The organism is Ahrensia marina (assembly GCF_001293565.1).
Classification (GTDB): domain Bacteria; phylum Pseudomonadota; class Alphaproteobacteria; order Rhizobiales; family Rhizobiaceae; genus Ahrensia; species Ahrensia marina.
In genome coordinates this window covers 134556-161033 of record NZ_JXMU01000002.1, presented here as the reverse complement: position 1 = coordinate 161033, position 26478 = coordinate 134556, and the positions used below count along the sequence as shown (strand labels likewise).

Here is a 26478-nt window from a genome sequence, read left to right as displayed (position 1 = left end):
TTTATGCGTGGCTTATACAGACGCGAGAAGGCTCGCATTGCCTCCGGCCGCTGTTGTGTCGATACAGATATGGCGCTCCAGATGAATCCGGTCAGCAAAGTTCTGCTCGTTTATCAGCGGTAATATTGCACCGTCGCGTTCGGCGAGCGCTTTGCGATAAGCCCGCAAAGTGTTTTCATCTGCAAAGCTTACCACAGCATCAAATCCACTCAGCGCTGCCAGTGCTGAGGCTTCTAGAACTCCATTCAGTCCTTCATCGCTATCAAGATCTGGCGCAATGCAGATAGCAGCACAGCCATTGTCTTCAGCAATTTTCTTTTGAATGAGCGCTGCTTCACGTGTCGGACCAAGGCACAACACTTTTCCGCGGCCATAGACGGAAAGAATATTCGATTCTCCGGTCGGCCCCGGCAGATTTAATGATTTCAGGCTTTGACCATTGACTTTTGCACCATCAAGAAGCGCCTGAACCTTACTTATATCTACCGCCTGCCCTTGTGCTGCAGACAATGTCATTACATCCGCCATTGCAAAGCGCGGCACATAATAAGGGCCACCAGCTTTTGGACCTGTACCGGACAAGCCCTCACCGCCAAATGGCTGCGTTCCGACCACAGCACCAATCTGGTTACGGTTTACATACATGTTTCCAATATTCAGGCGCTGCGTCACATATTCGACGCGGTCATCAATACGGCTATGCAGGCCGCACGTCAGACCATAGCCTGTCGCATTAATATCGCGAAGCACCTGGTCAAGTTCACTGGCGTGAAACTTCACGACATGAAGAACGGGTCCAAAAATCTCCTGCTTTAAATCCAAAATCGATGAAAGTGACAATACAGTTGGCGCGACAAATGTTCCTGTATCGGGGCGCGTGATTTGTTTCAGCAACCGGCCTTCACTGCGTGCAGTTTCAATATGGTCTTCGATGGTATTCTTGGCTTTTTTATCAATCACCGGCCCCAGATCGGCTTTGAACTCCCAAGGATCACCAACAACCTGAGCGTCCATGGTGCCGTAAAGCATTTTCAAGAAGCTATCTGCAATATCATCCTGCAAATAAAGAACGCGCAATGCCGAGCAACGCTGCCCTGCGGATTGGAATGCGGAAGCGACAATATCTCTTATGGCTTGTTCCGGTAGAGCAGTACTGTCAACAATCATCGCATTCAAACCGCCTGTTTCAGCAATAAGCGGTGCTGATGGAGAGACCTTTTCAGCCATGTTGCGATTGATTGATTGAGCCGTTGCTGTTGAGCCGGTAAAGCACACGCCATTGATCTTTTCGCTACCGGTCAGCATGGCTCCAATTGTCTTGCCTTCTCCCGGCAATAATTGCAGCGCTGATGCTGGGACACCTGCTTCATGTAAGAGCTGCGTTGCTCTTACCGCGATTAAACTTGTTGCTTCAGCGGGCTTGGCCAAAACGGCGTTTCCTGCGGCCAATGCGGCGCTCAACTGTCCGGTAAAAATAGCCAGTGGGAAATTCCAGGGCGAAATACAAGTGATTGTTCCGCGTGGCGGATTTTTAAGTTCCATTGCACGCGCCGCATAATAGCGCAGAAAGTCGACCGCTTCACGCAGCTCGGCAATCGCGTCCAATGCTGTCTTGCCCGCTTCACGCGCGAGCATTGCGAACAATTCACCAAAGTGCGCTTCATACAGATCGGATGCCTTACTTAAAACCGCGGCACGTTCTTGCGGTGACGCATTCCAAACGGCCGCGTTGGCAATAGCTTTTTCCACATCTCCGGCCGTGCAAAATTGAACTGTCCCAACGATGTCATGCGGCAATGACGGGTTTTTAACGGTGACAACTTCACCAGAGGATTCTTTGGCCACGAGCAATGGCTTCAAGTTCCATTGATGGTTTTTAAATGGTCCGCGTGCTTTTTCAATCAGCTCAAGGTCGTCTGTGTTGCGCACATTAAAGCCGCGCGAATTACGCCGCTCATCGCCGTAAAGGTCATCGGGATGGCAAACCGTTTCCAGTTCCGGCTTGATCTTTGAAAACGGATCGGCAGCTACGGTTTTTGCCGGAACGTTTTCATCAACAATTTGATTGACGAATGAGCTATTGGCGCCATTCTCTAAAAGACGGCGAACGAGATAAGCAAGCAGGTCTTCATGCGCGCCGACAGGCGCATAAATTCTACAACGGTATTTGTTTTTGCTGATGATAAGATCATGCAGGGACTCGCCCATGCCGTGCAGGCGCTGAAATTCAAAAACGTCCGGTGCTGCATCCATCTCCATGATTGCCGCAACCGAGTGCGCATTATGCGTGGCAAATTGCGGATAGATACGATCCGTCATACCAAGCAGTTTTTGCGCGCAGCAAATGTAACAAACATCCGTTGCCGATTTCTGCGTAAAAACCGGAAACCCTTCCAACCCTTCTACCTGAACACGTTTGATTTCTGTGTCCCAGTAAGCGCCTTTAACCAGACGCACCATAATTTTGCGATCGAGTTTTTCCGCAAGCGCATATAACCAATCAAGGACATAAGATGCGCGCTTGCCATAGGCCTGAACAACAACACCGAAGCCATCCCATCCGGCCAATGCATCATCACTTAAAACAGCCTCAATAACATCAAGAGATAAATCCAGACGATCAGCTTCTTCGGCATCGATGTTCAAACCCATCCCCGCATCGCGAGCCTGTTTTGCCAAAGTTAGCGTGCGTCCCACCAAGTCCGTCATCACACGGTCACGCTGTGCCACCTCGTAGCGTTCATACAAAGCGGATAATTTAATCGATATGCCCGGATTTTGCCGGATATCATCTGATGTGCACTCTTTTGCAAGCTTGGAAATAGCATCTGCATAAGCATCGAAGTAATCTTCTGCGTCAGCTGCCGTTAACGCAGCTTCGCCAAGCATATCATAAGAAAATGTATAGCCTTGGGCTTGCCTTTTACGTCCACGCGAGACGGCCGTCTCTATTGTCTCACCCAAGACAAATTGCGTGCCAAGTTCTTTCATTGCCCGCGAGACGGCTGTGCGTATTACAGGTTCGCCCACGCGGCGAACCGCTGATCGCAGCACGGACGCCATGCTGTTTTTTTTATTCTCATCTTCACGCAAGACTTTACCAGTGAGCATAAGCGCCCAGGTGGAAGCATTGACAAGTGGCGAACTTGATTTGCCCAAATGTGCACCCCATTCGGAAGGCGCAATTTTATCCTCGATCAGATCGTCAATTGTCTCGCTGTCCGGCACACGGAGCAAAGCTTCAGCCAGACACATAAGTGCAATGCCCTCGTCAGTGGACAAACCGTATTCCGCAAGGAACACCTCCATCAAGCTCGGCTTGCGCTCGCTGCGAATTTCTTCAACCAGTTTCGCACCGAGTGTTTCAGTGCGCTGGCGAAAATCATCACTAATTTCGGCACTAGCAAGCAGCTCATTTATAATCTCGAATTCATCACGCATATGATTGTGACGAATTATGGTGCGGAGATCTTCGAGTTTTAACATGGCATCAATCCATTATGGCAATGGCGCACAATAGCAAAGCCAACTTAGGCGATTTCACTTAATTATTGTTATTTGAAGGTTATTTCTCTATTGTTTACGCAGTTGAAATGAAATTTGAATTTAAAAAACATGAAATTCAGTGAATTAGACCAAATTGACCGTAAGATTTTACGTATTTTGCAATCAGACGGCCGGATTTCCGTTACCCAACTATCAGAAAAAGTCGGCCTTTCCAAAACACCATGCCAGATGCGTATCAAGAAATTGCAGGATGAAGGCTATATAGCCGGGTACCGTGCTGTATTGGATCCTACTAAAATGGGGCTGGGGCACGTGACATTCATTGAGGTCAAGATGAATGACACAACCCCTAAAGCACTTAAAGCATTTAATGATGCAATTCGTAAAATTCCTGAGATTGAAATGTGCCACCTCATTGCCGGCGGTTTTGACTACCTGCTTAAGGTGCGCACGACCAATATTGTTTCCTATCGGGAAATTCTTGGCGAGGTTATCTCATCGCTGCCATATGTAAGCAGCACATCAACGCATGTTTCCATGGAAGCCGTTAAAGACGACCTTTGAAGCTGGCTCGCAAAGCGTAATTTGGATGGTGTAAATTTTTGTATCTTTGCATTTTAAATCAGGCAAAACATATGTCTAATTTTGCCCCTAAACGCATACATAAATAATACAAAAGCAATTTTCGGCCCAGCATTCAATGAAAAGGGAAGTGGCTTAAAACGGGACAAAGTACCGTAACGGAAGGGATGTAAAATGTGCCGAAAGACCGCAAATACAAGCTTTCTGGCGTCTAAATTTACTCAAAATTAGCAAAGCACTGATCTATTTCAAGAAAGATCATGCTGATCATAAACAGTGTCATGAAAGACACGTGCTTCGCAAAGGCCGACTGTTGGGCCTACGTTAAAAGACTTCCTATCGATCAAGTCAAAGGCGCAGCAAGCATCAGAAGTTATTTATGCTCACCCATCATCAAGATATGAATTGATCATACACGATAGGTGAAACTCTCAAACGCGGAGTTACAATGTCATTGCTGAAAAGTTTGGTTCTGCATTTCGAGAGAAAAATTCTTGGCAAACACGCACATTCAAAACTGGCAACTAGCGCCCTTCGAAAAGCCCAACTCCAACGTGTGATTTCAGTCAATCCGCTCATGGTCTTGGTTTGCTATGCCAATGCTTTTGCTCTGATAATTCACTTTTGGGGAACAGAGCTTCACTTCCTTGCCATAAGCTTTATGACACCGGTTCTGGCTCTGGTGACATACAACGCATACGGTGTGTACAGGTTCAGATCGCGACCCGTGCCAGACAATGTCGGCACCTCAGCTGTTGAGAAAGTAACCCTATTTTGCAGCATTACCGCAATTTTGTGGGGCGCAGCGCTGGCGACATTATTTTTTGCGACAAGTGACGCACCGGATTTCATCATAAGTGCTGTAATTGCCGGCATGTTGGGCGGCGGTGCTGTCGCCTTGAGCTTTGTTCCCTCTGCCTTGCTGGCCTTCGTTGTTCCTATTGCAATACTATCAACGATAGCCATTTTCACTCACCAGACGGTTGATACCAATCTTCTCGGAATATTGTTTCTGATTTACTGCTTTATTCTCGTGCGCGCAGGAATGGTATTTGCCAAAAATCTCGCAAAATCAGTGTGTAAAGACCTCGAGCAGCAGAAAAATGCTGACACAATCTCTATACTTTTGAACGAGTATGCAGAAGGGGCAAGTGACTGGCTTTGGGAAATTGATTCCCAAGGAAAAATGACGCACGGGGTTGAGCATTTTTCCAGCGCCATAGGTACAGATATATCTTCGTGGCGTTTCGAATTCGAAGACGTTCACAAGGCGTTTGTAAGCAACAATCTATACGTGTTGGAAAATCTGGACGCTATTCAAAAAGCGTTTGTCGAAAGGAACCTCATCCAAGAAATCACATTTGGTGCCGGCACCAGTAAAGACACCATGGTTTGGATTGAAGTAAGCGGAAAACCTTTGTTTGATGCCGAAGGAACGTTCACCGGATATCGGGGTTTTGCGAAAAACCGCACTGTAGAAGTGGAAGACCAGAAGAATATTGAGTTCTTGGCCAATAATGACGCGATGACCGGCCTCTTGAACAGATCATCATTCTTCTCAAAAGTGGACGATGTTTACAAAGCACTTTCAAGAGAACCGAATAACAGCACCAGCAAATTTGCAATATTGTATATTGATTTAGACGGCTTTAAACGCATTAACGATACGAAGGGCCATGCGGCCGGCGACGCGGTACTCGTCGAAGTCTCTAAACGTTTGAAAACCGCAATTGGTGAAGCTGCAATTATTGCGCGCTTGGGCGGCGATGAATTCGCCGCAATGATTGATGAAAACAAAACAGAACAAAGCGTCGAAGAGATTGCAGAAGCTATCGTAAAAAGCATTGCAAATCCCATTCAAAGTTGCGCTCAGGAGTTTCGTTTGAGCACATCGATCGGCATTGCTTTCATAGATAAAGATGGCAGCGATACTCAGAGCGTCGTCGGCTCCGCAGATACTGCACTGTACCAAGCGAAAAATTCAGGCAAAAACTGCTACCGTGTTTTTGATCCGAGTATGAACGAACAGGTACATCGGATGAATATCATGCGCGAAGCCTTGGATAAGGATTTGGATAACGGCGCGCTGAAACTCGTTTTTCAACCATTTTTCAAATCAACCGATCATTCTCTGGCGGGGTTTGAAGCCCTTGCCCGCTGGGAACACGAAGAGTTTGGCTTTGTGCCGCCTGATGTCTTTATTCCACTGGCAGAGCAAACCGGCTTGATTAACAAGCTTGGCGACTGGGCGCTGCGTGAAGGCTGCTATATCGCATCATTCTGGCCATCACATATGAAGCTTGCCGTGAACGTGTCTGTTCCGCAGTTCCAGCAAGAGTGCTTCATTGATAGGCTGGAAGACATTCTTCGCGAAACACAAATGGAAGCCAACCGTTTGGAGCTTGAAATTACCGAGGCCGTTTTTGCAGACAATCCTGATGCTATTAATGAAAAAATCAGCAAAATTAAACGTCTTGGCGTAAGCTTCTCACTTGATGACTTCGGCACAGGTTTTTCCAGCCTGATGTACCTCATCAAGTTCCCATTTGATAAATTGAAAATCGACCGGTCATTTTTGCAACAAGCCGAACGCGATGAAAGCGCTAAAAAAGTTCTGCAAACAATTGCGCACCTCGGTACGCAGTTGAAAATGGAAACAACAATCGAGGGCATCGAAACGGCAGAACAGCTACCAATGATATCGGAGCTCAACTGCACATATTTGCAAGGGTACTATTTCGGAAGGCCGCAGCAGGTCATTGATATCGGAGGCTTTATCGCGCGTGATGTCCAGCGTATGCTTGTGAAAAACTCCGCAGATAATTTGCTCGACTTTGAAGAATGTGCGCGCAAAGTCTCAACAAAATAATGACACGTCTAGGCCGCTGAATAAATGAGTGGTATTTGCACAACTTATAAAGATTTACGACTGGCTGATGCGCGGAGCAACCATGGTGGCTTTTCAGAAAACTGATTGGAATGATGCCTATGAAAATGGCGGCAATATTGCCAACAGCGAAGAGATAAAATCGCGTTGGCCTGTCGAAGCTGCAAACTTCAGAGCAAATGCCAAGGGTGAACTTGATATCTCTTACGGCTCTGAAGAGCGCGCTAAATATGATTTATTCTTACCGGCAGGCGAGTCAAAGGGCCTCTTTGTTTTTGTTCATGGTGGTTATTGGCAGTCAACGGACATCTCAATCTGGTCGCATTGTGCCAAAGGTGCAGTCGATGCTGGCTATGCAGCTTTGATTCCTGACTATACACTTTGTCCAGAAGTGACTATCGACCAAATTACACAGATGGTTGCCCAGGCAGTTAATCATGCGGCGAGCAAGATTGACGGGCCTATCATGTTGACAGGTCATTCAGCTGGCGGACACATTGTTGCCGAGCTTGGAACGACACAAACCCAATTGGATAAAAAAACGGCCGCACGTCTTACTAATATTGTTCCTATATCTGGTCTTTTCGATCTTCGGCCATTAATCCATACAAAGCTCAACGAGGCGCTTAAACTGACCATTGACAGCGCCGAACAAAACAGTCCGGCTTTTAAAATGCCGCTGCCCCACATACGCCTTACCGCATGGGTAGGCGGCAATGAAAGGCACGAATTCCTGCGCCAGAACGCACTGATCGCAAATATCTGGCACGGTCTCGGCATTTTGACTGACGCTGTTGAGGAACCCGACAAACATCATTTTAATGTCATTGACGGGTTGCTTGATAAAGATTCCGCTTTGATGCGAACGGTGCTTGCATAAGCTAGCACCATTATCACTGAGTTACGCTATTTATCGGTGCCGTTCCACGGTCCGTTGTGCGCGCCTTCTTCATCAATACGCTCAAATGTATGGGCACCAAAAAAGTCGCGCTGCGCTTGAATCATATTGGCTGTTGAGCGGCCTGTGCGCATCATGTCAAAATAAGCAAGACCGGCAGACAAAGCGGGTGTTGAATTGCCTGTTAACGCCCCTTGGCTAACAACGCGGCGCAAATCACCATGACTGCTCTTCAATCGCTCGGCAAAGAACGACGCAAACATCAGGTTCGCCCCCGGTGCCTTTTTCAAAGCTTCGGCCATATCATTTAACATCGCAGAACGGATGATACATCCAGCCCGCCAGACTTCAGCAACATCCGGCATTGGAAGGCCCCATTCATATTTTTCGGAAGCTGCGCTTAACATATCAAAGCCTTGCGCGTAACAAGCGATTTTACCGGCGAGCAGCGCATTCTCCAGCATATCGATTGTGATGGAAGCATCCTGAACCATTGATGGCGCTGCCCCGAACAAGTCTTCACCTGACTTGCGCTGATCCAGATTTGCGGAAATATTTCGTGCTGCCACCGCCGCTTCAATTGTGGTGACCGGCGTACCGAGGTGCTGTGCTTCGATCGCTGTCCAGCGCCCGGTTCCCTTTTGGCCGGCTTTATCCAAGATAATATCCAGAATTGGCACGCCGGCTTTGTCATCAATGACTTTAGACACTTCTGCCGAAATCTCGATAAGATAGGACTGAAGCGGTCCCTCATTCCACTTTGCAAAAATGTCTGCAATATCCGGTGCCGACATATTCATGCCGTCACGCAGAATACCATAAACCTCTGCGATCATCTGCATATCGGCATATTCAATGCCATTATGCACCATTTTGACAAAGTGACCGGCACCGCCCTCGCCCATCCAGGTGGCACAGGCTTGGCCATCATATTTCGCCGAAATTGCTTCCAGCACCGGCGCGACTTCGTCCCATGCTTCGCGCGGGCCACCGCCCATTATTGAAGGGCCAAAACGTGCGCCCTCCTCACCGCCAGAAACACCAACGCCTAAAAAGCGAAAACCCTTGTCGACCGCTTCTGCCGCACGCCGGTTACTATCGCCAAAGTTAGCATTACCGGCATCAATGATAATATCTTCGGGAGCAATAAGCGGACGCAGCGCCGCAATCTGATCATCAACCACCTTACCGGCAGGCACCATCAGAATTATTTTACGCGGGCTTTTGAGGGCTGCAACGAATTCCTCCAAGCTATCAGTGCCGATTAGTTTTTCTTTTAGCTTCCCCGCATTTTCTACAAATTCATGGGTACGTTCCACTGTGCGGTTGTATACGGCTATATCAAAACCGTTTTCCGCTATATTGAGCGCAAGGTTGCTACCCATTGTGCCAAGTCCGATTAACCCTACCGTTGGTTGCCGTGTCATTTCGTTTCCAATTTCAGTGTTGCTTTGAGCATGCTCGTGCCATCTATGCGTAGATAAGACTAGCAGCATAGTATTTAAGTAGCACTTGCGAAATTAACATTTCACTGGAAGTTGATCCCACGCCATCATCCCAAACATCACATAACATGTGTTTAAATGTTTAGGTGCGCTTGAGACAAATTACTGGTTTCTAGGACGGCTACGGGGCAATGTGATCTTGATCATTGATCCACCATCGGCGTGACCTGAAACCTCTAACTGTCCATGATGGAGGTCGACAACGGAACGCACGACAGACAGCCCCTTACAGGTCTCTTGTTTGGCTATGTCTGCCGATTGTTCAAAGCATCCATATTGAGAAGGTGCGGTTTCCCATGATGGCCCGGCCAATACTACACTCTGATCACAAATTACTATCTCGACATGCCGGCCGCAGTTTCGCGTAGAGACACTTATATGACTTTGCTCAGGTGAATATTTGATCGCATTTGTCAGAACACTGGTTACCGCCTGCGCCAGAGCATTGCTCTCACATTCTGTCAGACATAATGCAGCATCAAAGCGGGTGTTTATTTGTTGATTGCGACAACTAGCAAAAACATCAACCTGACCAACGGCAGTGCGAATTATTTCGTTGATATCGGCGACTTCCCAAAGAGGTTTTTCGAGATAATCAACACTTGAAACGCGAACAATAAGCTCGTTGATTGCACCAAGAAGATTTGTTCCTGCGCGGTTAATCACCGATAGCGTATCTGCCACATTGGCATTTTCCAATGGACCGAATGCACCGAGCATAAGCGCTTCTGAATAGCCCAAGATAGCGTTCAGCGGTGTTTTCAGATCATGGCTTACATGTGCAAAGAAATTGTCTTTTGCACGTTGGACTTCGTTTAGCCTGACAACGGTTTGTTCAAGCTTTTGCTCGATTGTAAATATGTGCAGCGCAACACGAATGGTTACCTCCAATAACGAAGGTGTGAGAGTATCAACATCGATATAGTTGACTGAATCTGCCTCCATGCTGTCATCGGAGGTGCTTCCGGACATGAACAGCACAGGCATTTCATTCTTTATTTCAGCATAGATGTTCAGCGCATCATCATCAGCATAAATTGCATGATTATGACCAATAACTACCAGTTCAACGGGATTATGTTCTAAAACCTTCGCTGCGTCCGTAAAGCTGTAAGCACGCGACAGATTTACGTTGTAGCGCTGTATGAGCCTCAACTGCTCTTTCAACACCTCAAAATCGATACCTCCCGCGTCAATGATCAACACATCCAGCGTTTTGGCCTTAGGGACTGCCTTCACAGGCTTGGCGGATGTCAGGTGTAAATTGGCAAAAATATCGGCAAATTTACGCGTATCAGCAATTGTTTCCATACTACCCCCAGAGCAATCCAATTTAATGGCAGCAACTGACTTGTATGGATTTTCTCAAATGCAGATGCGTATCTATGCTCGTTAACTATTTGTTAACTATATTGCACCGGACCTTGCCTGAAGCTGAATCGGCTGCAAATAGCCAAAATTAGTACCTAATCCGGCTAATAACGAAGATTGGCTTACAACTGCGTCAAAAACACGTATAGGCTTTGTCCTAACCCCGGTATAAGGAAGGTGCGTAAGATGCCTTCACATGACGCTACCAGAGTGACCGTTTGAAAAACACATTTCTACCATTGAAATTACTGTTGGTTGCAGCGCTCGTTTTGGCGTCCTTCGCCCACACAGCTTATTCGCGCGAGATAACGGCACCGTCAGGCTATGATATTCGCGCTTTTTCGGCGCAGTTTGTCTTACCAGATGGCACCTTGCCCGTATTGTGCGACCAATCCGGCGACGGCAATTCGCATCACAATTCAGCTGTACCGTGCGAATTTTGCTTAATTGCAGCAACAGCGTTGCTTGCCGGTGCACACACGGCGTCAAGCGGCGTTTTGTTTGCAACTGTTCTGGATGTTTTGGTTCCGGAAAAGGCCATAGGCTTCAGGCGACCGCTTTATCGAACTTTATCACAAAGTCAGGCTCCACCTTCTGTTTGAACATTTTTAGCTCAAACAATGAAATTAATGCCGCGCAACGAAGCGCAGGCGATGGAGAATATTATGAAAAAGCTACTTTTAGCACTTGCATCTGCAACACTCATGACAGGCGCTGCAATGGCGCATGATTATAAAATTGGCGACCTTGTTATCGATCATCCTGTTATGCGCGAAACACCTGCTAACGCCCCTGTATCCGGCGGATATATGACAATCAAAAACAATGGTTCGGAAGCCGACCGCCTTATCGCAGTCGAAGTTGGCTTTGCCGGGAAATCAGAAATCCACGAAATGTCCATGTCCGGCGATGTCATGAAAATGCGTGAGTTGGAAAACGGGTTGGAAATCGCGGCGAACAGCGAAGTGAAGCTTATGCCCGGCGGCTATCATTTGATGTTTATGAAACTCGAAAAACAGCTCACCAAAGGTGAGAAATATGTCGCGACTTTGACTTTTGAAAAAGCAGGCTCAATTGATGTGACTTTAAACGTCGAAACGCTGGAAGAAATTAAAAAATCTCTCGGCGGCGACGGTATGGATATGGATCATTCAAACCATTGAGTGAAAGAAAGTGAGACAGCCTTATAAAGCCTGCTCATTTATTGAAATTTCAGGACGAGGGCAAAGTGCCCTCGTTTCTTGCATCGCGCATTAGATCATCTGCAAATCGTCAGGCTTCCGGTTCATCGCTTTTGACCGTTGACCAGTCAATATTATACATCTTCCAGCCTGCAACGATGCCCAAGCCGATGAAGATTACCGCCCAAGTGGTCGCGCCCATATAAAGCTCAAACAGACCCCAAGCAAAAAGAACAAACAGCACCGCGAAACGCCGCCAAACCGGATAAAAGAACGGTGTATCAAAATCGAAAAAACTGAACTTCTTACTCATTTACATGATCCTTTTTTGCGGCTTCGCCTTTTGGCGTGAGAGAGTATATTCCACGCTCCACTCTTTCAAACCAGCCATAATAATCGGCCGCCATAATTGCTCTTGCCCGCGATACTGATATCGCTTTTGCAACATCAGATGCTTTAGACGGTCCATTGTCCGATAAGTAATGCAAGCAAAGCATGGCGTCCTGTCTGTAGGCGGTTACAATAGTCTTTTTGTTAATGCCTCCCTGATTGGGATCGCCCACCCTTGTTGCAAATTCGCGCAACAAGCGCCCTGATTTTCGTTTCGATTGCCGTGGCTTATAGGGCGCTGGATCAAGATGCGGCTCAACAAACCCGTCTTTCATGCGCACGGTAAGAAGGCCAAGTCCCAGCCGCCTGCATAAACGCTTGTTATTTTTCAAACTGCTTAAGAACGCCCGCCCTGTTCCATGCGGTACAGCAATGTAAACATCGTCAGTCATGGATTGCCGGTCGGTTGCCTGATGATAAAGCGTGAGGCTGAAACCTGTTTTCAACTCGACAATGACCGGCGGCTCATTGTCCCGCATCGCGACAATATCCGCACCTGCGATCTCGCTTTTCACCTGATAGCCCTGCTTGGAAAGAAATGCCTTAATCGGCTCGTAAAGCTCCGTTTCAGCTATTTTTCTTTTCGTCATACCAGCATCACTTTTACCACTACACCCCGCCAACCCATAGCTTGCCACAGCCGGTCTATATGGTGCGCGTCACAATAACCGCCCAAATCACATAGCGCATTGTTTTTGCAAAACCGACGATTAATACAAACCGCCAAAATGGTTCGCGCAAAACGCCAGCAATAAGCGTAATAGGATCTCCAATTACAGGCATCCAGCTTAACAGTAGGCACCAATATCCATATTTGTTGTACCTAATTTGAGCACTCTCAAGCTGTGCGGGGCTGGCGGGGAACCACTTTCGGTCTTTAAACCGTTCAAGGAAACGCCCGATTATCCAGTTGCTGATGCTTCCCAGAGTATTGCCAAGGCTGGCAATGATGACGAGCGGAATTATCTTATACTCTTTCGACGCGTACAGCGCGGCCAGACCAAGTTCACTTGCGGCCGGTAGTAAAGTCGCGGCAAGAAAACTCGTAACAAACAGCCCTAAATATCCGCCAATGAGCATAAAAACAGCCGCTTTACTTCGTGATCGACAAATTTCCTGTGAACGGGACTCACCAAAGCGTGATGAGACCGTCCCTCAAGTTGATTAGCACGTGTGTGCAGTTCTGCTATGAATAATGCAACAGCAGCCAGCAAAACGGGAAAAACATGCCAGTATATCGCTATCCAATGCCTAAGGGTTCCGAGATCACGCCGGAGAAAGTGTTTTTAAACAGACGCCAATTTATGGCTGGCGCAACCGTACTTGCAGCCGGTGCAAGCCTACCTTCTACCGGCTACGCACAGAGCATTGATGATTACGAAGCGCTGAATGTCGCTATCAAAGACAGTCCCTATTCCACAAAAGACCCGGCAAACCCGTTTGAGGACATTACAACCTATAATAACTTTTACGAGTTTGGCACCGGTAAAGGCGATCCGGCAGCCAATGCCGGAGCGCTGACAACAGAGCCTTGGTCAATCAAGGTTGGCGGTCTGGTAAACAATCCAAGCACAATAGACATAAACGACATACTCAACAGTCCCGAATTGGAAGAGCGCATTTACCGACTGCGGTGTGTTGAAGCATGGTCGATGGTCATTCCATGGGTTGGAATTCCATTGGCGAATGTTCTCAAAAAGTACGACTATCAAGGCGATGCAAAGTATGTCTCATTTGAAACCTTGGTACGGCCCGAAGAGATGATCGGGCAAAGAAGCGCTTTTGGTTTGGACTGGCCGTATGTCGAAGGGCTGCGTTTGGACGAAGCAATGCACCCGCTGACCATTCTGGCCGTTGGTGTTTACGGCAAACAGATGCCAAACCAGAATGGAGCACCAATCCGCTTGGTTGTTCCTTGGAAATACGGCTTTAAATCTATCAAATCCATCGTTGGCATTAATTTTGTTGCCCAGCAGCCGCCAACCACCTGGAATTTGCAGGCACCAAGCGAATACGGGTTTTATTCTAATGTAAATCCGGGCGTTGATCACCCGCGATGGAGTCAGAAATCAGAGAAAATTATTGGCAGCGGAATTTTCGGGTCGCGCCGCCAAACAGAACAATTCAACGGCTACAAGGAAGAGGTCGCTTCGCTTTATGAAGGCATGGACCTTGTAAAGAACTACTGATTATGGCGCAGTCAAAGCTATGGACTAAAGCTCCTACTTGGGTTGTGTACAGCCTCGGGTTTTTACCGGCTGCCTATCTTGTATATGGCGTTGTCACAAATTCGCTTGGGCCGGACCCGATTGCGGTTCTGGAAAACAATTTGGGTGAACATGCCCTGCAATTTTTGCTGCTCGGCCTTGCCATCACCCCTTTGATGCGGTTTGCAAAAATCAATCTTGTCAAATACCGGCGCGCAATAGGCTTGATCGCGTTCTTTTACGTCGTCCTGCATTTGCTGGTTTACACATTGCTCGACAGGCAACTCGACTTGAATGCAATTATTGGCGACATCTGGAAACGCCCTTACATCACAATCGGCATGTCAGCCTTTCTTTTGCTGGTACCGCTGGCGATAACTTCGAACAATTTTTCCATCCGGAAGCTTGGTGCCGCCACATGGAATAAGCTTCATAAGATTGTCTATGCCGCCGTCATTCTTGGCGCATTGCACTATATGTTACTTACAAAGACGTGGCAGTTGGAACCAATTATCTATTTCACATTAGCTGTTTTGTTGGTTGCCAGCCGGAAGTTTTATCCGAAACGTAAGAAACAAACGCGCCAAAACCCTCAAACATCCAAAACCCAGACGGCTTGAATGCGCGTTACAAGCCATTAAATAGGTATATAGATTATGGTGCACTGATGTTTGGCCCCTACCACAGCAGCAATTGTTGTGGCATTACTTGTTCTCTTCATTTTAAGCTGTTTGTCGCTTCAGATATTGCGCCCAAAAGGAATGAGCAATGACTAGCCCGCAAAAACTGACCAAAAACCAATCACTTGTGTTGGATGTATTGGACAAGTCGGATCAACCGCTCAGTGCCTATACGATATTGGACGCGCTTCGCGGTGAAGGTTTGCGCGCGCCTTTACAAATTTATCGCGCTCTGGATGCATTGCTTGCGTTCGGCCATGTTCATAGGCTCGAAAGCCTGAACGCCTTCGTCGCATGCAGCCATGGAAGTTGTAAATCTCACAACTCAGTCGCTTTCATTATTTGCGAAAAATGCGGGCAGGTTTCGGAAATCTCCGACGATAATTTTACCGCCCAACTGCGCGGCATTGCAGATCAGGCTGCGTTTCGTCTGCAAAAGACCACCGTTGAATTACGCGGTATCTGCTCGACATGCCAAGAGGCGGCATAACAATTCAAAGCTGACAGGAAAATTTTATGACGGCAGCGCCGATCAACTTCGACAACTCCTACGCCCGATTACCGGAAGGCTTCTTTACAAAGGTCAAACCTGCCAAGGCAAGTGCTCCGGAAGTACTCGCGCTCAATGAAAGTTTAGCCGCGGAACTTGGCATCGATGCTAAATGGCTAAAATCAAAGGCGGGTATCGATATGCTATCCGGCAATGCGCTGCCTGATGGCGCGGCTTCAATTGCAAGCGCTTATGCCGGTCACCAGTTCGGCAATTTTGTGCCGCAACTGGGAGACGGTCGTGCTCTGCTAATCGGCGAAGTTATCGATACGCATGGAAAACGCCGCGATATACAGCTCAAAGGCAGTGGCATAACGCCCTTTTCACGAGGCGGAGACGGTAAAGCAGCAATCGGGCCTGTATTACGCGAATATATCGTTTCAGAGGCAATGCACGCGCTCGGTATTCCAACCACACGGGCTTTGGCAGCATTGGTTACCGGTGATGATGTAATCCGCGAAGACGTCTTACCGGGCGCAATTTTAACACGTGTTGCATCCAGTCATATTCGCGTTGGTACTTTCCAGTTCTTTTATGCCCGCAGTGACACGGCATCCCTTAAAGCGCTTGCAGATCATGTTATCGACCGCCATTATCCCGATGCACGCGACCATGAAAATCCATATTTTTCTCTGTTGCAAAATGCGGTTGAAAAGCAGGCCAATCTCATCGCAAATTGGCTTATGGTCGGTTTCATCCACGGCGTTATGAACACCGACAATATGTCTATTGCTGGCGAAACGATTGATTATGGCCCGTGCGCATTTATGGACCACTTTGATCCTAAAACAGTCTACAGTGCGATTGATCAAGGAGGCCGCTATGCCTATGGCAATCAGCCATCCATAGGCCAGTGGAATTTGTCCGCCCTTGCCCAGGCCATGCTTCCCATTCTTGATGAGAATGAAGAGCAAGCCATTGAGTATGCGAAAAAAGCACTTGATGTTTACCCGCAAGCCTTCGAGGCCAGCTATGAAAAGCTCATCCGTTCAAAATTGGGCCTGTTAAAACCTGATGAAGGCGATATCGCGCTATGGCAGGATTTAACAAAACACCTTGCAGGCAATGAGGTTGATTTTACGCAATTTTTCCGCGCTCTTTCAAAAGCATCCAGCCAGCCTAGTATGAAAGACATGGCCTTTCACGACTTGTTTGGCGGGCCATCCATGTTTGACATGTGGATGGTCGCTTACCGCTCGCGGCTTCAGCTCGAAGACAGGAGCGATGAGGAACGGCAGGAAGCAATGCTTGCAGTAAACCCCGCCTATATTCCGCGTAATCATTTGGTGAATGAAGCGCTGGAAGAAGCACAAAAAGGCAATATGGCTTTTGCAAATAAATTAATGGATGTTTTGTCTAGCCCTTATGAAGAACGTGCCGGCTTCGAGCGTTATCTGCTCCCGCCAAAACCTGAAGAAGCGATCACAAATACCTTCTGCGGCACTTGAATAAACAGCTTGGAGATTGATTGAGGCACTGTTCTCATTCAATGTAGTGCGGGAGGAATTTACATGGCTGTAGTTACCGGATGGGCTCACACACAGTTTGGCAAATTAACAGACAAAACTGTTGAGGATTTGATTGGCGACGTTGCGATTGAAGCAATTGAGAAAGCAGGTTTGTCCGCAGAGGAAATTGATGCCGTTTGCTTAGGCACATTCAATGCCGGACTTGTTCGTCAGGATTTTGCAGGCAGTCTGGTATCGATCGCGGTTCCAGAACTGCGGCACACGCCTGCAACCCGCTATGAAAACGCCTGTGCAACCGGCAGTGCTGCCATTCATGGTGCGCTGGACAAAATAGCAGCCGGTAAAGCGCGGCATGTGCTCGTAATTGGCGTTGAAAAAATGACGGCTCTGCCAACCGCTGAAGTTGGTGATGTATTGCTCAAAGCTTCTTATGTTGAGGAGGAAGCCGATATTGATGCCGGTTTTGCCGGCATTTTCGGGCGCATAACATCAGCCTATTATCAGAAATTCGGCGATCAAAGTGACGCGCTTGCACATATTGCCGCCAAGAACCATGCCAACGGCACACTCAATCCCCTTGCACATATGCAAAAAGATTTCGGCTTCGCGTTCTGCAATCAGATTTCAGAAAAAAATCCTTATGTTGCAGGACCGCTGCGGCGTACCGATTGTTCGCTCATTTCAGATGGAGCAGCGGCGCTGGTGATTTCACAGGACGAAACTGCCCAGACGATGGATTACGCCATTTCATTTCGCGCTGCTGAACAGGTCAATGATTATCTTGCATTGTCAAAGAAAGATCCAACCGAGTTTCTGGGCGCGCAGCTGTCATGGAACAAAGCTTTAGAAAGCGCACAACTGACGCTTGATGATTTAAGCTTTGCGGAAGTCCATGATTGTTTCACCATAGCCGAACTTATCGAGTATGAGGTGATGGGGCTTGCCAAACGCGGGCGTGGCGGCGATGTCGCGCGTTCCGGCGAAACCTCTATCAATGGCCGCCTACCGGTGAATCCTTCAGGAGGCCTGAAAGCCAAAGGGCACCCTGTCGGTGCAACGGGCGTGTCCATGCACGTCATGGCGACCAAGCAATTGATGGGCGAAACCGCAGGTGCAAAAGTCAAAAACGCAAAGCTTGCCGCGATCTTTAATATGGGCGGCACCGCAGTGGCCAATTATACGAGTATTTTAGAGCGCTTTCGATGACCACGGATTTGAATATTACGCGTCAAACCAATGCCGTCATGAATATCGGGCATTTTTTGACACAAGCCGCGCGCCGTTTAAAAGACGCTCCCGCCCTTATTCGCGCCGGGGATGTGCGTAGCTGGCAGCAGGTGAATGCACGAGTTGATGCAATTGCATACGCGCTCACTGATATGGGTGTCAAAAAAGGCGACCGCGTTCTTCTGCACTCCAACAATTGCCTCGATATGGCAGAAACGATGTATGCCGTGTTCAAAACAGGTGCGGTGCTGGTTCCAACAAATTTTCGTCTCAACGCAACCGAGATTGCCCAAATGGCGGAGATTTCAGGCGCGACACACTTCATCGGAAATCAGGATTTTCCCGATCATATTGCCGCGCTTTCCAACCTGTCACAGATGCAGAGCGAGCCGATCATCATTGGTGGAAATTATGAAGCACTTGTTGCTGACTATATGAAACACGGTGCCTTCAACGAGGCGCATGTTGACTATAATGATCCAGCTTGGTTCTTCTTTACTTCCGGCACGACAGGCACGCCTAAATGTGCTGCCCTGACACATGGCCAGCTCGGATTCGTGCTTACAAATCATGCAGCCGACCTGATGCCCGGTCTGTCACCGCAGGATGCATCATTGGTTGTCGCGCCACTCTCGCATGGTGCCGGTTTGCACTATTTCGTTCAAGTTGCGCGCGGCGCGAAGACGGTTTTAACAGCATTTGACGGGCTTGACCCGCAAGAACTATGGCAGTTGGTTGAGAAGCATCAAGTAACCAACATGTTCACCGTGCCGACAATCGCCAAAAGACTGGTTGAACACCCAAGCGTGGATGCATTTGACCATTCCAGCCTCAAGCATGTGATTTATGCCGGCGCGCCGATGTATCGCGAGGATCAAAAAACAGCTTTGAAAAAACTTGGGCCGGTTCTTGTTCAGTATTTCGGTCTTGGCGAAGTCACAGGTGCGATTACAATATTGCCAGCCAATGAGCATTATTTGGATGATACGCAAATGCGCGTTGGAACATGCGGATATGCGCGCACAGGCATGCAGATTGCTATTCTGGATGAAGAGGCAAATGAATTGCCATTAGGACAAACCGGTGCGATTGGCGTGCGCGGTCCTGCCGTATTTGCCGGATACTACAACAACCAGAAAGCAAATGATGAGAGCTTTCAAAACGGATGGTTCTTAACCGGTGATATCGGGCATATGGATGATGCCGGTTATGTGTATCTGACAGGCCGAAAATCAGACATGTATATTTCCGGCGGATCAAATATTTACCCGAGAGAAATCGAAGAAAAGCTTCTGGAGCACCCTGCCATCGCAGAAATTGCTATCGTTGGCATTCCCGACGCGGATTGGGGCGAAGTCGGTGCAGCAGTCATTGTATTGACGAACGGTGCAACCGTCACGGAAACGGAACTGCGCTCTTGGTTCAATGATAAAATTGCACGCTACAAGCGGCCAAAACTCATCGTCTTTCGTGATGAATTACCGAAATCCGGCTATGGAAAGATTGAAAAGCGCCGTGTTCGCGAGCTCCTTTTAGCCGACGGCTTGATCAAGGAAATCCAGTAATGCCAGCATCGAAAATGGTTCTTGCGGATTTGCCTGAAGCGTATCACATGGTCCATCCCGGGCCGATCAATCCAACGCGCATTGATTATGTTGAAATAGCCGAAGTTATTTCTGATCACGTCATTTTACCGGCCGGAGAAAGTTTGCATAATGCTGTTATCAAGGCGGCAAAGAGCCTTGGCGGCGAGTGCGGCACAGCTTCTATCAATGGCGGAAAGTTCTCCAGAACACGATTTACCACCGGCGGCCCTGCCCGCGAGGGAAAATCGGCCAATTACACTTTCATTCGCGATGTAGCGGAAAAGGAAATTCTGATGGGCACATGTTCATTTGGCTTTGCCGAAGACGCGCCGCATTTTGTTCACTGCCATGCACGTTTTGTAAGCGATGACAGCCCGACGGAAATGGGTGGCCATTTGTTTTCGCCTGACTGCATAATTGACGAACCTATCAGCGCGCAGATGAATGTTTTTATTGGTGCAAGCATAACCAAGCGCGCAAGCGAAGAAACGCTGCATGCAATTTTTGAAATTGATAAACATGCTCCACCTCAAACAAGCGACGAATATGGGCGTGAATATTTTATTCGTGTGCACCCCAATGAGGATTTACCCAACGCACTCGAAAATTTTTGCCAGTCCCAAGGCATCGAGAACGCCATTATCAGCGCTTCGCTAGGCAGCCTTAATGCGCCAGCGCTTAGTATGCGGGGAGATATTCAAAAAATATCCAGCGTGGGAACAGAAGCAATCTCATTTCACGGGGAGGTTATGACGAACGAAAACGGACATCCGACTGCCTCAATCTTGACCAATCTGGTTGATGAAGCTGGCACAGAATTTTGCGGTTACCTTATCAAAGGTCATGCGCCGGTATGTATCACAGCCGAGATCTACTTAATGGAAGTCAAAGATCCGGCTGTGCTGGCAACGATGCGTCAGGTTCGCGATGTAAGCTATTAGAGCAATCCGAACGCGTTTGCTCTAACATTTAGGACTGATTTATAGCCATGCCATATAAATTGGTTGAACGGGTACCAGAGCGGCAATATGCGTAAATAGGCCGTTCGAGATCATCAAGCGCAGTGCGCGTATCTTCAATATTTTCCTGAGTCATGCCCATTTTCGTGACCGGTATAAAACGGATAGCAATCCCAGCTTCTACGGCAGCTGCTTCGATCAATTCATAGTTCGGTTGGTCCACGGCCTCACCGTCAGGCCGGTTGCAGATGATGGATTTATATCCGGCCGCTTTAATGTCGGCGACCTGTTCAGGCGAAATCTGTCCCGAAACCGCAACTTCGTCATCAATTTTTCGATAATCAGCAGGCAAACTCATAATAAAATCCAACATTGTTCGTGGCCATATGATAGTGCGCTCCGGATGTGCAATCAACGTCTTTAGCAAGCAGTTGATATCATCACACACCGGTTTAAGCGCTTATCAATTTAACCTATATAGACGCTATGCATATTCGACGTCTCGATGAAATTACAGTCAATCAAATTGCTGCAGGCGAAGTTGTCGAGCGGCCTGCAAGTGTTATCAAAGAGCTTATTGAAAATGCTCTGGACGCCGGCGCTACACGTATAGAAATCTCAACCGCCACAGGCGGAAAAACCTATATGAGTGTGAGCGATAACGGGCACGGTATGACAGGTGAGGATTTGCAACTTGCCATCTCCCGTCATTGCACGTCCAAAATGGAAAATGGGCTTAACGCCATTGCATCGCTTGGCTTTCGCGGCGAGGCCCTACCTTCGATAGGATCCGTTGCCAAACTATCCATGATATCCCGCCAGCATAATGGCACTGATGGCGCGCGCATTGATGTTGAAGGCGGTACAGTATCCGGCCCGAAACCATCTGCAGGCAATCCCGGTACACGCGTTGAAGTGCGTGATTTGTTTTACGCGACACCTGCACGCTTAAAATTTATGAAATCAGAGCGTGCCGAAAGCACAGCGATCAATGATGTCGTGCGCCGCATTGCCATGGCAGCGCCTGCGGTGAGCTTCTCACTATCAGGTACCGAACGCCGTATTCTTGATTTTCCAAAATGCAGCGCGGATTCCGCAGGCCGCAAGAAACGTATTGCCCAAGTGCTGGGTCAGGAATTCACGGATAACTGCATTGAGCTCAATGTTGAACGGGACGGTATTTCCATAACGGGCCTCATTTCACTGCCGTCCTATCATCGCGGCAATGCAGCGCATCAATATGCTTATGTGAACGGGCGCCCCATTAAAGACCGACAAATTCTCGGTGCGCTGCGTGGCGCATATTCCGATATGTTGGTTCGTGATCGCTTTCCGGTCGTTGTCTTGTTCATCGACATCGACCCAGCGCTGGTTGACGTGAATGTTCATCCGGCCAAAGCTGATGTCAGATTTCGCGATCCGGGTCTTGTACGCGGTCTTATTGTGTCCGGTATTCGCCACGCACTTGCCCAAGAAGGGGTGCGCGCTTCCACGTCAGCAGCAAGTGCCATGAGCGGTGCTTTTAAACCGGGCTTTAGCGCTCCGCCTCATTCGCCGCATAATCCGGAAAGTCAGCAAAGCTGGAACAAACCAGTTGAGCCGGATTTAACGGAGTCTTCGACCCCTTTTGTAAACAGCTTTCACGAAGGCCAGCAATCACATATGCCGGACATGCCGCCAATCGTGCGTGATTTGGCGGAAACACCGCCAAGAAGTACGGATGCCGCAGCGCAGCGCGTGAGTTCACAATTTCCTTTAGGCGCAGCGCGCGCACAAATTCACGATACTTATATTGTTTCCCAAACCGAAAAATCAGTTGTCATCGTCGATCAGCATGCTGCCCATGAGCGGCTGGTATTTGAATCTCTGAAGAAAGCTCTATCGGAGCGCGTTATGCCCAGCCAGATGTTGCTGGTGCCTGATATTATTGACCTGAATGCAGATGAATCAGAAGCTCTGCTGGCGATGAGCGGTGAACTTGAACGGTTCGGGCTGCTGGTGGAAAGTTTCGGTCCCGGTGCGGTAGCTGTTCGCGGCACGCCCGCTATTCTTGGCGACACGGATACACATAATCTTGTTCGCGATCTGGCAGGCGATATCCTCGAAAGCGGCCAGTCTGACGGAACGTTGCGGCTCAAAGACATGATTGAAAAAGTTGCCTCAACTATGGCTTGTCACGGCTCTGTACGGGCCGGACGGCGTATGCGCAATGAAGAGATGAATGCCCTGTTAAGGCAGATGGAAGCAACGCCAGGATCAAGCACATGCAATCACGGAAGACCGACATTTATCGAACTGCAGTTAGCTGATATGGAAAAACTGTTTGGCCGCCGCTAGACGCATACCGGCCTGATCCATTACAATGGACAAAGCAGAACCCTTCAAAGCTCAATTTGCGCACGACTATAATCAGGCATCAGGCCGTCGAAATAGGAAGACACAATGAACATTCATGATCTACCCAGCGCGAGTGAAGCCAAGATCAAATATCTGGACGCTGATTTTCGTGTGATCAAGCCGGGTACATTTGTTAAATGTGCCATTACAGGCAAACCCATTTCTATTGAAGAACTGAAATATTGGTCAGTCGCGCGCCAAGAAGCATATATCGATGTCAATGCTTCCCTTGAAGCGGAAAAAACAGCCAGCGTCAGATAGAGCCGTTCTTGATACGCGCTTGATGGTATTTTTCCGCGGTTTCCATGATAATGCTATCGGCATCTGTTTTGGTTTCGAAAACGAGCGAAACAGGAAGCACATGCGTGCGTTCTTTTAGTTCAGCCAACGGGCCTTCAATATGCGTTAGCCGGACGGCATCTTTCTCTGTTGTTACGAGCTCCAATCCTTCAGAGCTCGCTTTTTCCAGCAACTGACGTGCCTCATTGTGCGTGTAAACATGATGATCGGCAAATGAATGCGTATCAGCAAGATAACAGCCATATTTTTTGAGCGTTTCATAAAACTTTGTCGGATCTCCGATACCGGCAAAGGCCAGCACCTGTTTTCCTGAAATCTCTCTCACATTTGCCGGTTCGAGATGGCCATGCATGATCGGCTTTGCAGCGCGCGATGCTGCGCGAATAACCCGGTCGCCCCTATCGCCATCGCCAATGCGCAAGATCGCTGTTGCCCATCGTATCTGATCAATTAATGGCGCACGCAGAGGACCACCGGGAATGACCGATCCATTGCCAATGCCGCGCCGCGCATCCAACGTTATCAGTGCATAATCATAGTGCAGTGTCCGGCTTTGAAAGCCGTCATCCATGATAATGAAATCACAACCCTGATCAATCAGGTTCTGCGCACTTGTTGCTCTGTTATGTCCGACAATCGTGGGTGCATATCGGGCAAGCAACAAGGGTTCATCGCCGACGGCTGTCGCAGTATCGTTTTGCGGGTCAACCAAGTGCGAACGAACATGAATACCGCCATAGCCTCGGCTAACAAAACCCGGACGGTATTTGTGTTTAATTGCAGCCTTTGCGATTGCAATTGCGGTAGGTGTTTTGCCTGTACCACCGACCGTTAGATTTCCGATACAAAGAACCGGCGCGAGAACCCGCTTCGGCTGCGCTTTGTCCATGCGCCTGCGCGCAATATATGCATAAAGCTGGCTGACTGGGCTGGCTAAAAGCGACTTTACACCGGGGGCATCATACCAGAACGGAGGTGTTTCATTTCCAGCCAATGCGCTTTTTCCCGACCTGTGTTCCGTTGCCGTCTTCATCATCCATCATTTGATATGCATTACCAAGTTTTGCATTCACAATGAGCGGTTGAATATAGGGGCCAAGCATATCCCATGTATCGTCAAGTGCACCTTCCATATTGCTAACGACACGCGCCGCGGACATCGCCATCGCATTTCGCAATTTGTCATTCTGCAACAATTTATAGACGGCTTTAGCAAGTGAAATTTCGTCTTCTACAAAACGGGCACCGCGTGCTTCAATCAACTTTTTATAGGCTTCATCAAATGCCGAAACATTTGGGCCTGATAATATTGCTGTATCAAGAACGGCTGGTTCCAGCGGGTTTTGGCCGCCTTCACCTTTCAACGACTTACCAACGAAAGCGACACTTGCCATTCGCAAGTAAAGCCCCATTTCACCAATGGTGTCGCCAAGAAAAATATCTGTCTTTGCGTTTGGCATTTTATCGGTCGAACGGACGGCGACAGATAAACCATATTCATCCAGCATTTTTTGAATATCGGCGCTGCGTTTGGGATGACGCGGCACAATGATCGTCAACAGTTCCGGCCAGTGCTTTTTTAATGCACGGTGGACACGCGCTGCGACCTTTTCTTCTCCGTCATGGGTGGAAACTGCGGCCCACACGGGGCGGTTTGCAATTGCCTGCTCCAACTGTGATTTGGTTTCACTATCAACAGCGGGAATTCTCACATCGGCCTTAAGATTGCCTGTAACGGTTACAGGACGGGCACCCAACTCACGAAAACGCTCCGCATCGCGCTCTGTCTGGGCTGCGACATGATGAAAATTCTCAAACAAAGAATCGGCCAAAGCTGATCGTTTTTTCCAGCGGTTAAAAGAGCGGTCGGACATGCGACCGTTAATCAAGATTTGCGGTATACGCCGCGCGCCAAGTTCCAAGATCGTCATTGGCCACACTTCGGACTCGGCGAAGATTGCAGCATCGGGCTTCCAATAATTTAAAAAACGGCTCACCGCCGGCTTTAGATCAAGCGGCACATATTGGTGGATGACTTTGTTACCCAAACGTTCGCGTACAAGTGCTGCAGAAGTGGTTGTGCCTGTAGTGAGCACAATATTGATGCCTTTAGACAACATGCGTTCGATCAAGCCGAGAACAGCATTGGTCTCACCGACACTGACCGCATGTATCCAAACCAACGGCCCTTCAGGCTTGGGCAAAGACGGCTTGCCGTAGCGCTCATGACGCCGCGCATGCTGCTCTTTACCGCGTGAAGCACGCAGTGCGACATAAGCACCAATAAATGGATATGCAGCGAGCCCCACCCAACGGTAAGTCTGCAGTGCAGCACGCGCCCACCGCTCACTCATTACCAATAGCCAAACTAATATTATCCCGTTTTTACACGCATTGTTACAAATCGCGATATAATTTCAATTTTTGCGATGAACGTGTTTAATTTGCCGGTGCAGGCCCCGTCAAGCAGGCGGACCCGCACTTGATGTAAGAATGCTGCATAAATTAGAATCGCGGCAATCTTATGTTCGCATTAAAGGCTTATTTATCGCCTTGCGGATCCAGCAAACGATGCAGGTGGACAACAAAGTAACGCATATGGGCATTATCAACGGTTTGCTGAGCTTTGGATTTCCAAGCGGCGACCGCCGTTTCGTAGTTGGGGTAAACACCAACAATATCCAGCGCATCCAGATCACGGAATGTTTTGCCTTCAAGGGATGTTAGCTCTCCACCGATCACCAGATGAAGAAGCTGCTTTTCTGTTGCATCTTCGCTCATT

Annotated in this window: 24 protein-coding genes; 14 read left to right on the top strand and 10 right to left on the bottom strand. The window is 48.4% G+C overall.

All coding sequences use genetic code 11. From position 1 onward, the window contains the following. Positions 1-12: 12 nt before the first annotated feature. A complete protein-coding gene (gene putA, locus SU32_RS02255; protein WP_053997702.1) occupies positions 13-3486 on the bottom strand; it encodes a bifunctional proline dehydrogenase/L-glutamate gamma-semialdehyde dehydrogenase PutA in 3474 nt (1157 codons plus the stop codon). Positions 3487-3615: 129 nt separating this feature from the next. On the opposite strand from putA, the gene SU32_RS02250 reads away from it, so the two are divergent. The 3 genes from SU32_RS02250 to SU32_RS02240 all read left to right on the top strand — a co-directional run bounded on the left by SU32_RS02250 (position 3616) and on the right by SU32_RS02240 (position 7856). Continuing rightward, on the top strand, positions 3616-4071 hold the full coding sequence (locus SU32_RS02250; protein ID WP_053997822.1) for an Lrp/AsnC family transcriptional regulator: 456 nt from the start codon (positions 3616-3618) through the stop codon (positions 4069-4071). Positions 4072-4537: 466 nt separating this feature from the next. Continuing rightward, positions 4538-6958 carry a putative bifunctional diguanylate cyclase/phosphodiesterase gene (locus SU32_RS02245; RefSeq protein ID WP_053997701.1) on the top strand — a complete coding sequence of 807 codons (2421 nt, stop codon included), beginning with the start codon at positions 4538-4540 and terminating at the stop codon, positions 6956-6958. Positions 6959-7040: 82 nt separating this feature from the next. Next, positions 7041-7856: an alpha/beta hydrolase gene (locus SU32_RS02240; RefSeq protein ID WP_053997700.1), complete on the top strand. Its 816-nt coding sequence runs from the start codon at positions 7041-7043 to the stop codon at positions 7854-7856. Between the two features lie 26 nt (positions 7857-7882). Here SU32_RS02240 and gndA read toward each other — a convergent pair whose 3' ends face one another. After that, positions 7883-9301: an NADP-dependent phosphogluconate dehydrogenase gene (gene gndA / locus SU32_RS02235; RefSeq protein ID WP_053997699.1), complete on the bottom strand. Its 1419-nt coding sequence runs from the start codon at positions 9299-9301 to the stop codon at positions 7883-7885. A 180-nt stretch (positions 9302-9481) separates the two neighbouring features. After that, positions 9482-10690 (bottom strand): ATP-binding protein, encoded by a 1209-nt coding sequence (locus tag SU32_RS02230; RefSeq protein ID WP_053997698.1) that lies wholly within the window; start codon positions 10688-10690, stop codon positions 9482-9484. 278 nt (positions 10691-10968) lie between these two features. On the opposite strand from SU32_RS02230, the gene SU32_RS02225 reads away from it, so the two are divergent. Continuing rightward, positions 10969-11352, top strand: a complete 384-nt coding sequence (locus SU32_RS02225) for a hypothetical protein (protein WP_144421007.1) — start codon at positions 10969-10971, stop codon at positions 11350-11352. A 63-nt stretch (positions 11353-11415) separates the two neighbouring features. Then, entirely contained in the window at positions 11416-11913 is a 498-nt protein-coding gene (locus tag SU32_RS02220; protein ID WP_053997821.1) for a copper chaperone PCu(A)C, read from the top strand. Between the two features lie 109 nt (positions 11914-12022). On the opposite strand, the gene SU32_RS02215 is transcribed toward SU32_RS02220, so the two are convergent. Genes SU32_RS02215 through SU32_RS02205 form a run of 3 tightly spaced genes read right to left on the bottom strand, consistent with a single transcriptional unit; the run spans position 12023 to position 13401 of the window. Beyond that, positions 12023-12244 (bottom strand): hypothetical protein, encoded by a 222-nt coding sequence (locus SU32_RS02215; RefSeq protein WP_053997696.1) that lies wholly within the window; start codon positions 12242-12244, stop codon positions 12023-12025. After that, positions 12237-12911 carry a DUF2161 domain-containing phosphodiesterase gene (locus SU32_RS02210; protein WP_053997695.1) on the bottom strand — a complete coding sequence of 225 codons (675 nt, stop codon included), beginning with the start codon at positions 12909-12911 and terminating at the stop codon, positions 12237-12239. Before SU32_RS02210 ends, SU32_RS02215 begins: the two co-directional genes overlap by 8 nt. A 55-nt stretch (positions 12912-12966) precedes the next feature. Next, on the bottom strand, positions 12967-13401 hold the full coding sequence (locus tag SU32_RS02205) for a YqaA family protein (protein ID WP_053997694.1): 435 nt from the start codon (positions 13399-13401) through the stop codon (positions 12967-12969). Between the two features lie 146 nt (positions 13402-13547). Between SU32_RS02205 and msrP the strand changes: the two genes are divergently transcribed. From msrP to SU32_RS02170, 7 genes are all read left to right on the top strand, one after another. Then, positions 13548-14510 (top strand): protein-methionine-sulfoxide reductase catalytic subunit MsrP, encoded by a 963-nt coding sequence (gene msrP, locus SU32_RS02200; RefSeq protein ID WP_053997693.1) that lies wholly within the window; start codon positions 13548-13550, stop codon positions 14508-14510. 2 nt (positions 14511-14512) lie between these two features. Next, positions 14513-15148, top strand: a complete 636-nt coding sequence (gene msrQ, locus SU32_RS02195; protein WP_053997692.1) for a protein-methionine-sulfoxide reductase heme-binding subunit MsrQ — start codon at positions 14513-14515, stop codon at positions 15146-15148. 148 nt (positions 15149-15296) lie between these two features. Then, positions 15297-15698 carry a Fur family transcriptional regulator gene (locus tag SU32_RS02190; protein WP_053997691.1) on the top strand — a complete coding sequence of 134 codons (402 nt, stop codon included), beginning with the start codon at positions 15297-15299 and terminating at the stop codon, positions 15696-15698. Between the two features lie 26 nt (positions 15699-15724). Further along, on the top strand, positions 15725-17206 hold the full coding sequence (locus SU32_RS02185) for a protein adenylyltransferase SelO (protein ID WP_053997690.1): 1482 nt from the start codon (positions 15725-15727) through the stop codon (positions 17204-17206). A gap of 57 nt (positions 17207-17263) precedes the next feature. Then, complete coding sequence (locus SU32_RS02180; RefSeq protein WP_144421006.1) at positions 17264-18433, top strand: acetyl-CoA acetyltransferase; 1170 nt, start codon at positions 17264-17266, stop codon at positions 18431-18433. Continuing rightward, positions 18430-20019, top strand: coding sequence for an acyl-CoA synthetase (locus SU32_RS02175; protein WP_053997688.1), 1590 nt, complete (start codon positions 18430-18432; stop codon positions 20017-20019). The genes SU32_RS02180 and SU32_RS02175 overlap by 4 nt, the downstream gene beginning before the upstream one ends. Beyond that, complete coding sequence (locus SU32_RS02170) at positions 20019-20981, top strand: PCC domain-containing protein (RefSeq protein WP_053997687.1); 963 nt, start codon at positions 20019-20021, stop codon at positions 20979-20981. Before SU32_RS02175 ends, SU32_RS02170 begins: the two co-directional genes overlap by 1 nt. 28 nt (positions 20982-21009) lie before the next feature. On the opposite strand, the gene SU32_RS02165 is transcribed toward SU32_RS02170, so the two are convergent. Further along, positions 21010-21357: a protein tyrosine phosphatase family protein gene (locus tag SU32_RS02165; protein WP_053997820.1), complete on the bottom strand. Its 348-nt coding sequence runs from the start codon at positions 21355-21357 to the stop codon at positions 21010-21012. A 128-nt stretch (positions 21358-21485) separates the two neighbouring features. Between SU32_RS02165 and mutL the strand changes: the two genes are divergently transcribed. Further along, the gene (gene mutL, locus SU32_RS02160) at positions 21486-23336 is read left to right on the top strand and encodes a DNA mismatch repair endonuclease MutL (protein ID WP_053997686.1); all 1851 of its coding nucleotides are present in this window, start codon (positions 21486-21488) and stop codon (positions 23334-23336) included. A 105-nt stretch (positions 23337-23441) separates the two neighbouring features. Then, positions 23442-23657, top strand: a complete 216-nt coding sequence (locus SU32_RS02155; protein ID WP_053997685.1) for a DUF2093 domain-containing protein — start codon at positions 23442-23444, stop codon at positions 23655-23657. Here the strand turns inward: SU32_RS02155 and lpxK are convergent. The 3 genes from lpxK to SU32_RS02140 form a co-directional block, all read right to left on the bottom strand. Further along, positions 23650-24690 carry a tetraacyldisaccharide 4'-kinase gene (gene lpxK / locus SU32_RS02150; protein WP_053997684.1) on the bottom strand — a complete coding sequence of 347 codons (1041 nt, stop codon included), beginning with the start codon at positions 24688-24690 and terminating at the stop codon, positions 23650-23652. The two genes, SU32_RS02155 and lpxK, sit on opposite strands and share 8 nt — an antisense overlap. Further along, entirely contained in the window at positions 24677-26050 is a 1374-nt protein-coding gene (gene waaA / locus SU32_RS02145; RefSeq protein ID WP_053997683.1) for a lipid IV(A) 3-deoxy-D-manno-octulosonic acid transferase, read from the bottom strand. Before waaA ends, lpxK begins: the two co-directional genes overlap by 14 nt. 187 nt (positions 26051-26237) lie before the next feature. Further along, entirely contained in the window at positions 26238-26477 is a 240-nt protein-coding gene (locus tag SU32_RS02140) for a DUF4170 domain-containing protein (RefSeq protein WP_053997682.1), read from the bottom strand. Between the last annotated feature and the right edge of the window lies 1 nt (position 26478).

Excerpts from the sequence above, each read along its gene's own strand:
- putA (WP_053997702.1), bottom strand. The coding sequence starts at position 3,486 with ATGTTAAAACTCGAAGATCTCCGCACCATAATTCGTCACAATCATATG.
- SU32_RS02250 (WP_053997822.1), top strand. The coding sequence starts at position 3,616 with ATGAAATTCAGTGAATTAGACCAAATTGACCGTAAGATTTTACGTATT.
- SU32_RS02245 (WP_053997701.1), top strand. The coding sequence starts at position 4,538 with ATGTCATTGCTGAAAAGTTTGGTTCTGCATTTCGAGAGAAAAATTCTT.
- SU32_RS02240 (WP_053997700.1), top strand. The coding sequence starts at position 7,041 with ATGGTGGCTTTTCAGAAAACTGATTGGAATGATGCCTATGAAAATGGC.
- gndA (WP_053997699.1), bottom strand. The coding sequence starts at position 9,301 with ATGACACGGCAACCAACGGTAGGGTTAATCGGACTTGGCACAATGGGT.
- SU32_RS02230 (WP_053997698.1), bottom strand. The coding sequence starts at position 10,690 with ATGGAAACAATTGCTGATACGCGTAAATTTGCCGATATTTTTGCCAAT.
- SU32_RS02220 (WP_053997821.1), top strand. The coding sequence starts at position 11,416 with ATGAAAAAGCTACTTTTAGCACTTGCATCTGCAACACTCATGACAGGC.
- SU32_RS02215 (WP_053997696.1), bottom strand. The coding sequence starts at position 12,244 with ATGAGTAAGAAGTTCAGTTTTTTCGATTTTGATACACCGTTCTTTTAT.
- SU32_RS02210 (WP_053997695.1), bottom strand. The coding sequence starts at position 12,911 with ATGACGAAAAGAAAAATAGCTGAAACGGAGCTTTACGAGCCGATTAAG.
- SU32_RS02205 (WP_053997694.1), bottom strand. The coding sequence starts at position 13,401 with ATGCTCATTGGCGGATATTTAGGGCTGTTTGTTACGAGTTTTCTTGCC.
- msrP (WP_053997693.1), top strand. The coding sequence starts at position 13,548 with ATGCCAGTATATCGCTATCCAATGCCTAAGGGTTCCGAGATCACGCCG.
- msrQ (WP_053997692.1), top strand. The coding sequence starts at position 14,513 with ATGGCGCAGTCAAAGCTATGGACTAAAGCTCCTACTTGGGTTGTGTAC.
- SU32_RS02190 (WP_053997691.1), top strand. The coding sequence starts at position 15,297 with ATGACTAGCCCGCAAAAACTGACCAAAAACCAATCACTTGTGTTGGAT.
- SU32_RS02185 (WP_053997690.1), top strand. The coding sequence starts at position 15,725 with ATGACGGCAGCGCCGATCAACTTCGACAACTCCTACGCCCGATTACCG.
- SU32_RS02175 (WP_053997688.1), top strand. The coding sequence starts at position 18,430 with ATGACCACGGATTTGAATATTACGCGTCAAACCAATGCCGTCATGAAT.
- SU32_RS02170 (WP_053997687.1), top strand. The coding sequence starts at position 20,019 with ATGCCAGCATCGAAAATGGTTCTTGCGGATTTGCCTGAAGCGTATCAC.
- SU32_RS02165 (WP_053997820.1), bottom strand. The coding sequence starts at position 21,357 with ATGAGTTTGCCTGCTGATTATCGAAAAATTGATGACGAAGTTGCGGTT.
- mutL (WP_053997686.1), top strand. The coding sequence starts at position 21,486 with ATGCATATTCGACGTCTCGATGAAATTACAGTCAATCAAATTGCTGCA.
- SU32_RS02155 (WP_053997685.1), top strand. The coding sequence starts at position 23,442 with ATGAACATTCATGATCTACCCAGCGCGAGTGAAGCCAAGATCAAATAT.
- waaA (WP_053997683.1), bottom strand. The coding sequence starts at position 26,050 with ATGAGTGAGCGGTGGGCGCGTGCTGCACTGCAGACTTACCGTTGGGTG.
- SU32_RS02140 (WP_053997682.1), bottom strand. The coding sequence starts at position 26,477 with ATGAGCGAAGATGCAACAGAAAAGCAGCTTCTTCATCTGGTGATCGGT.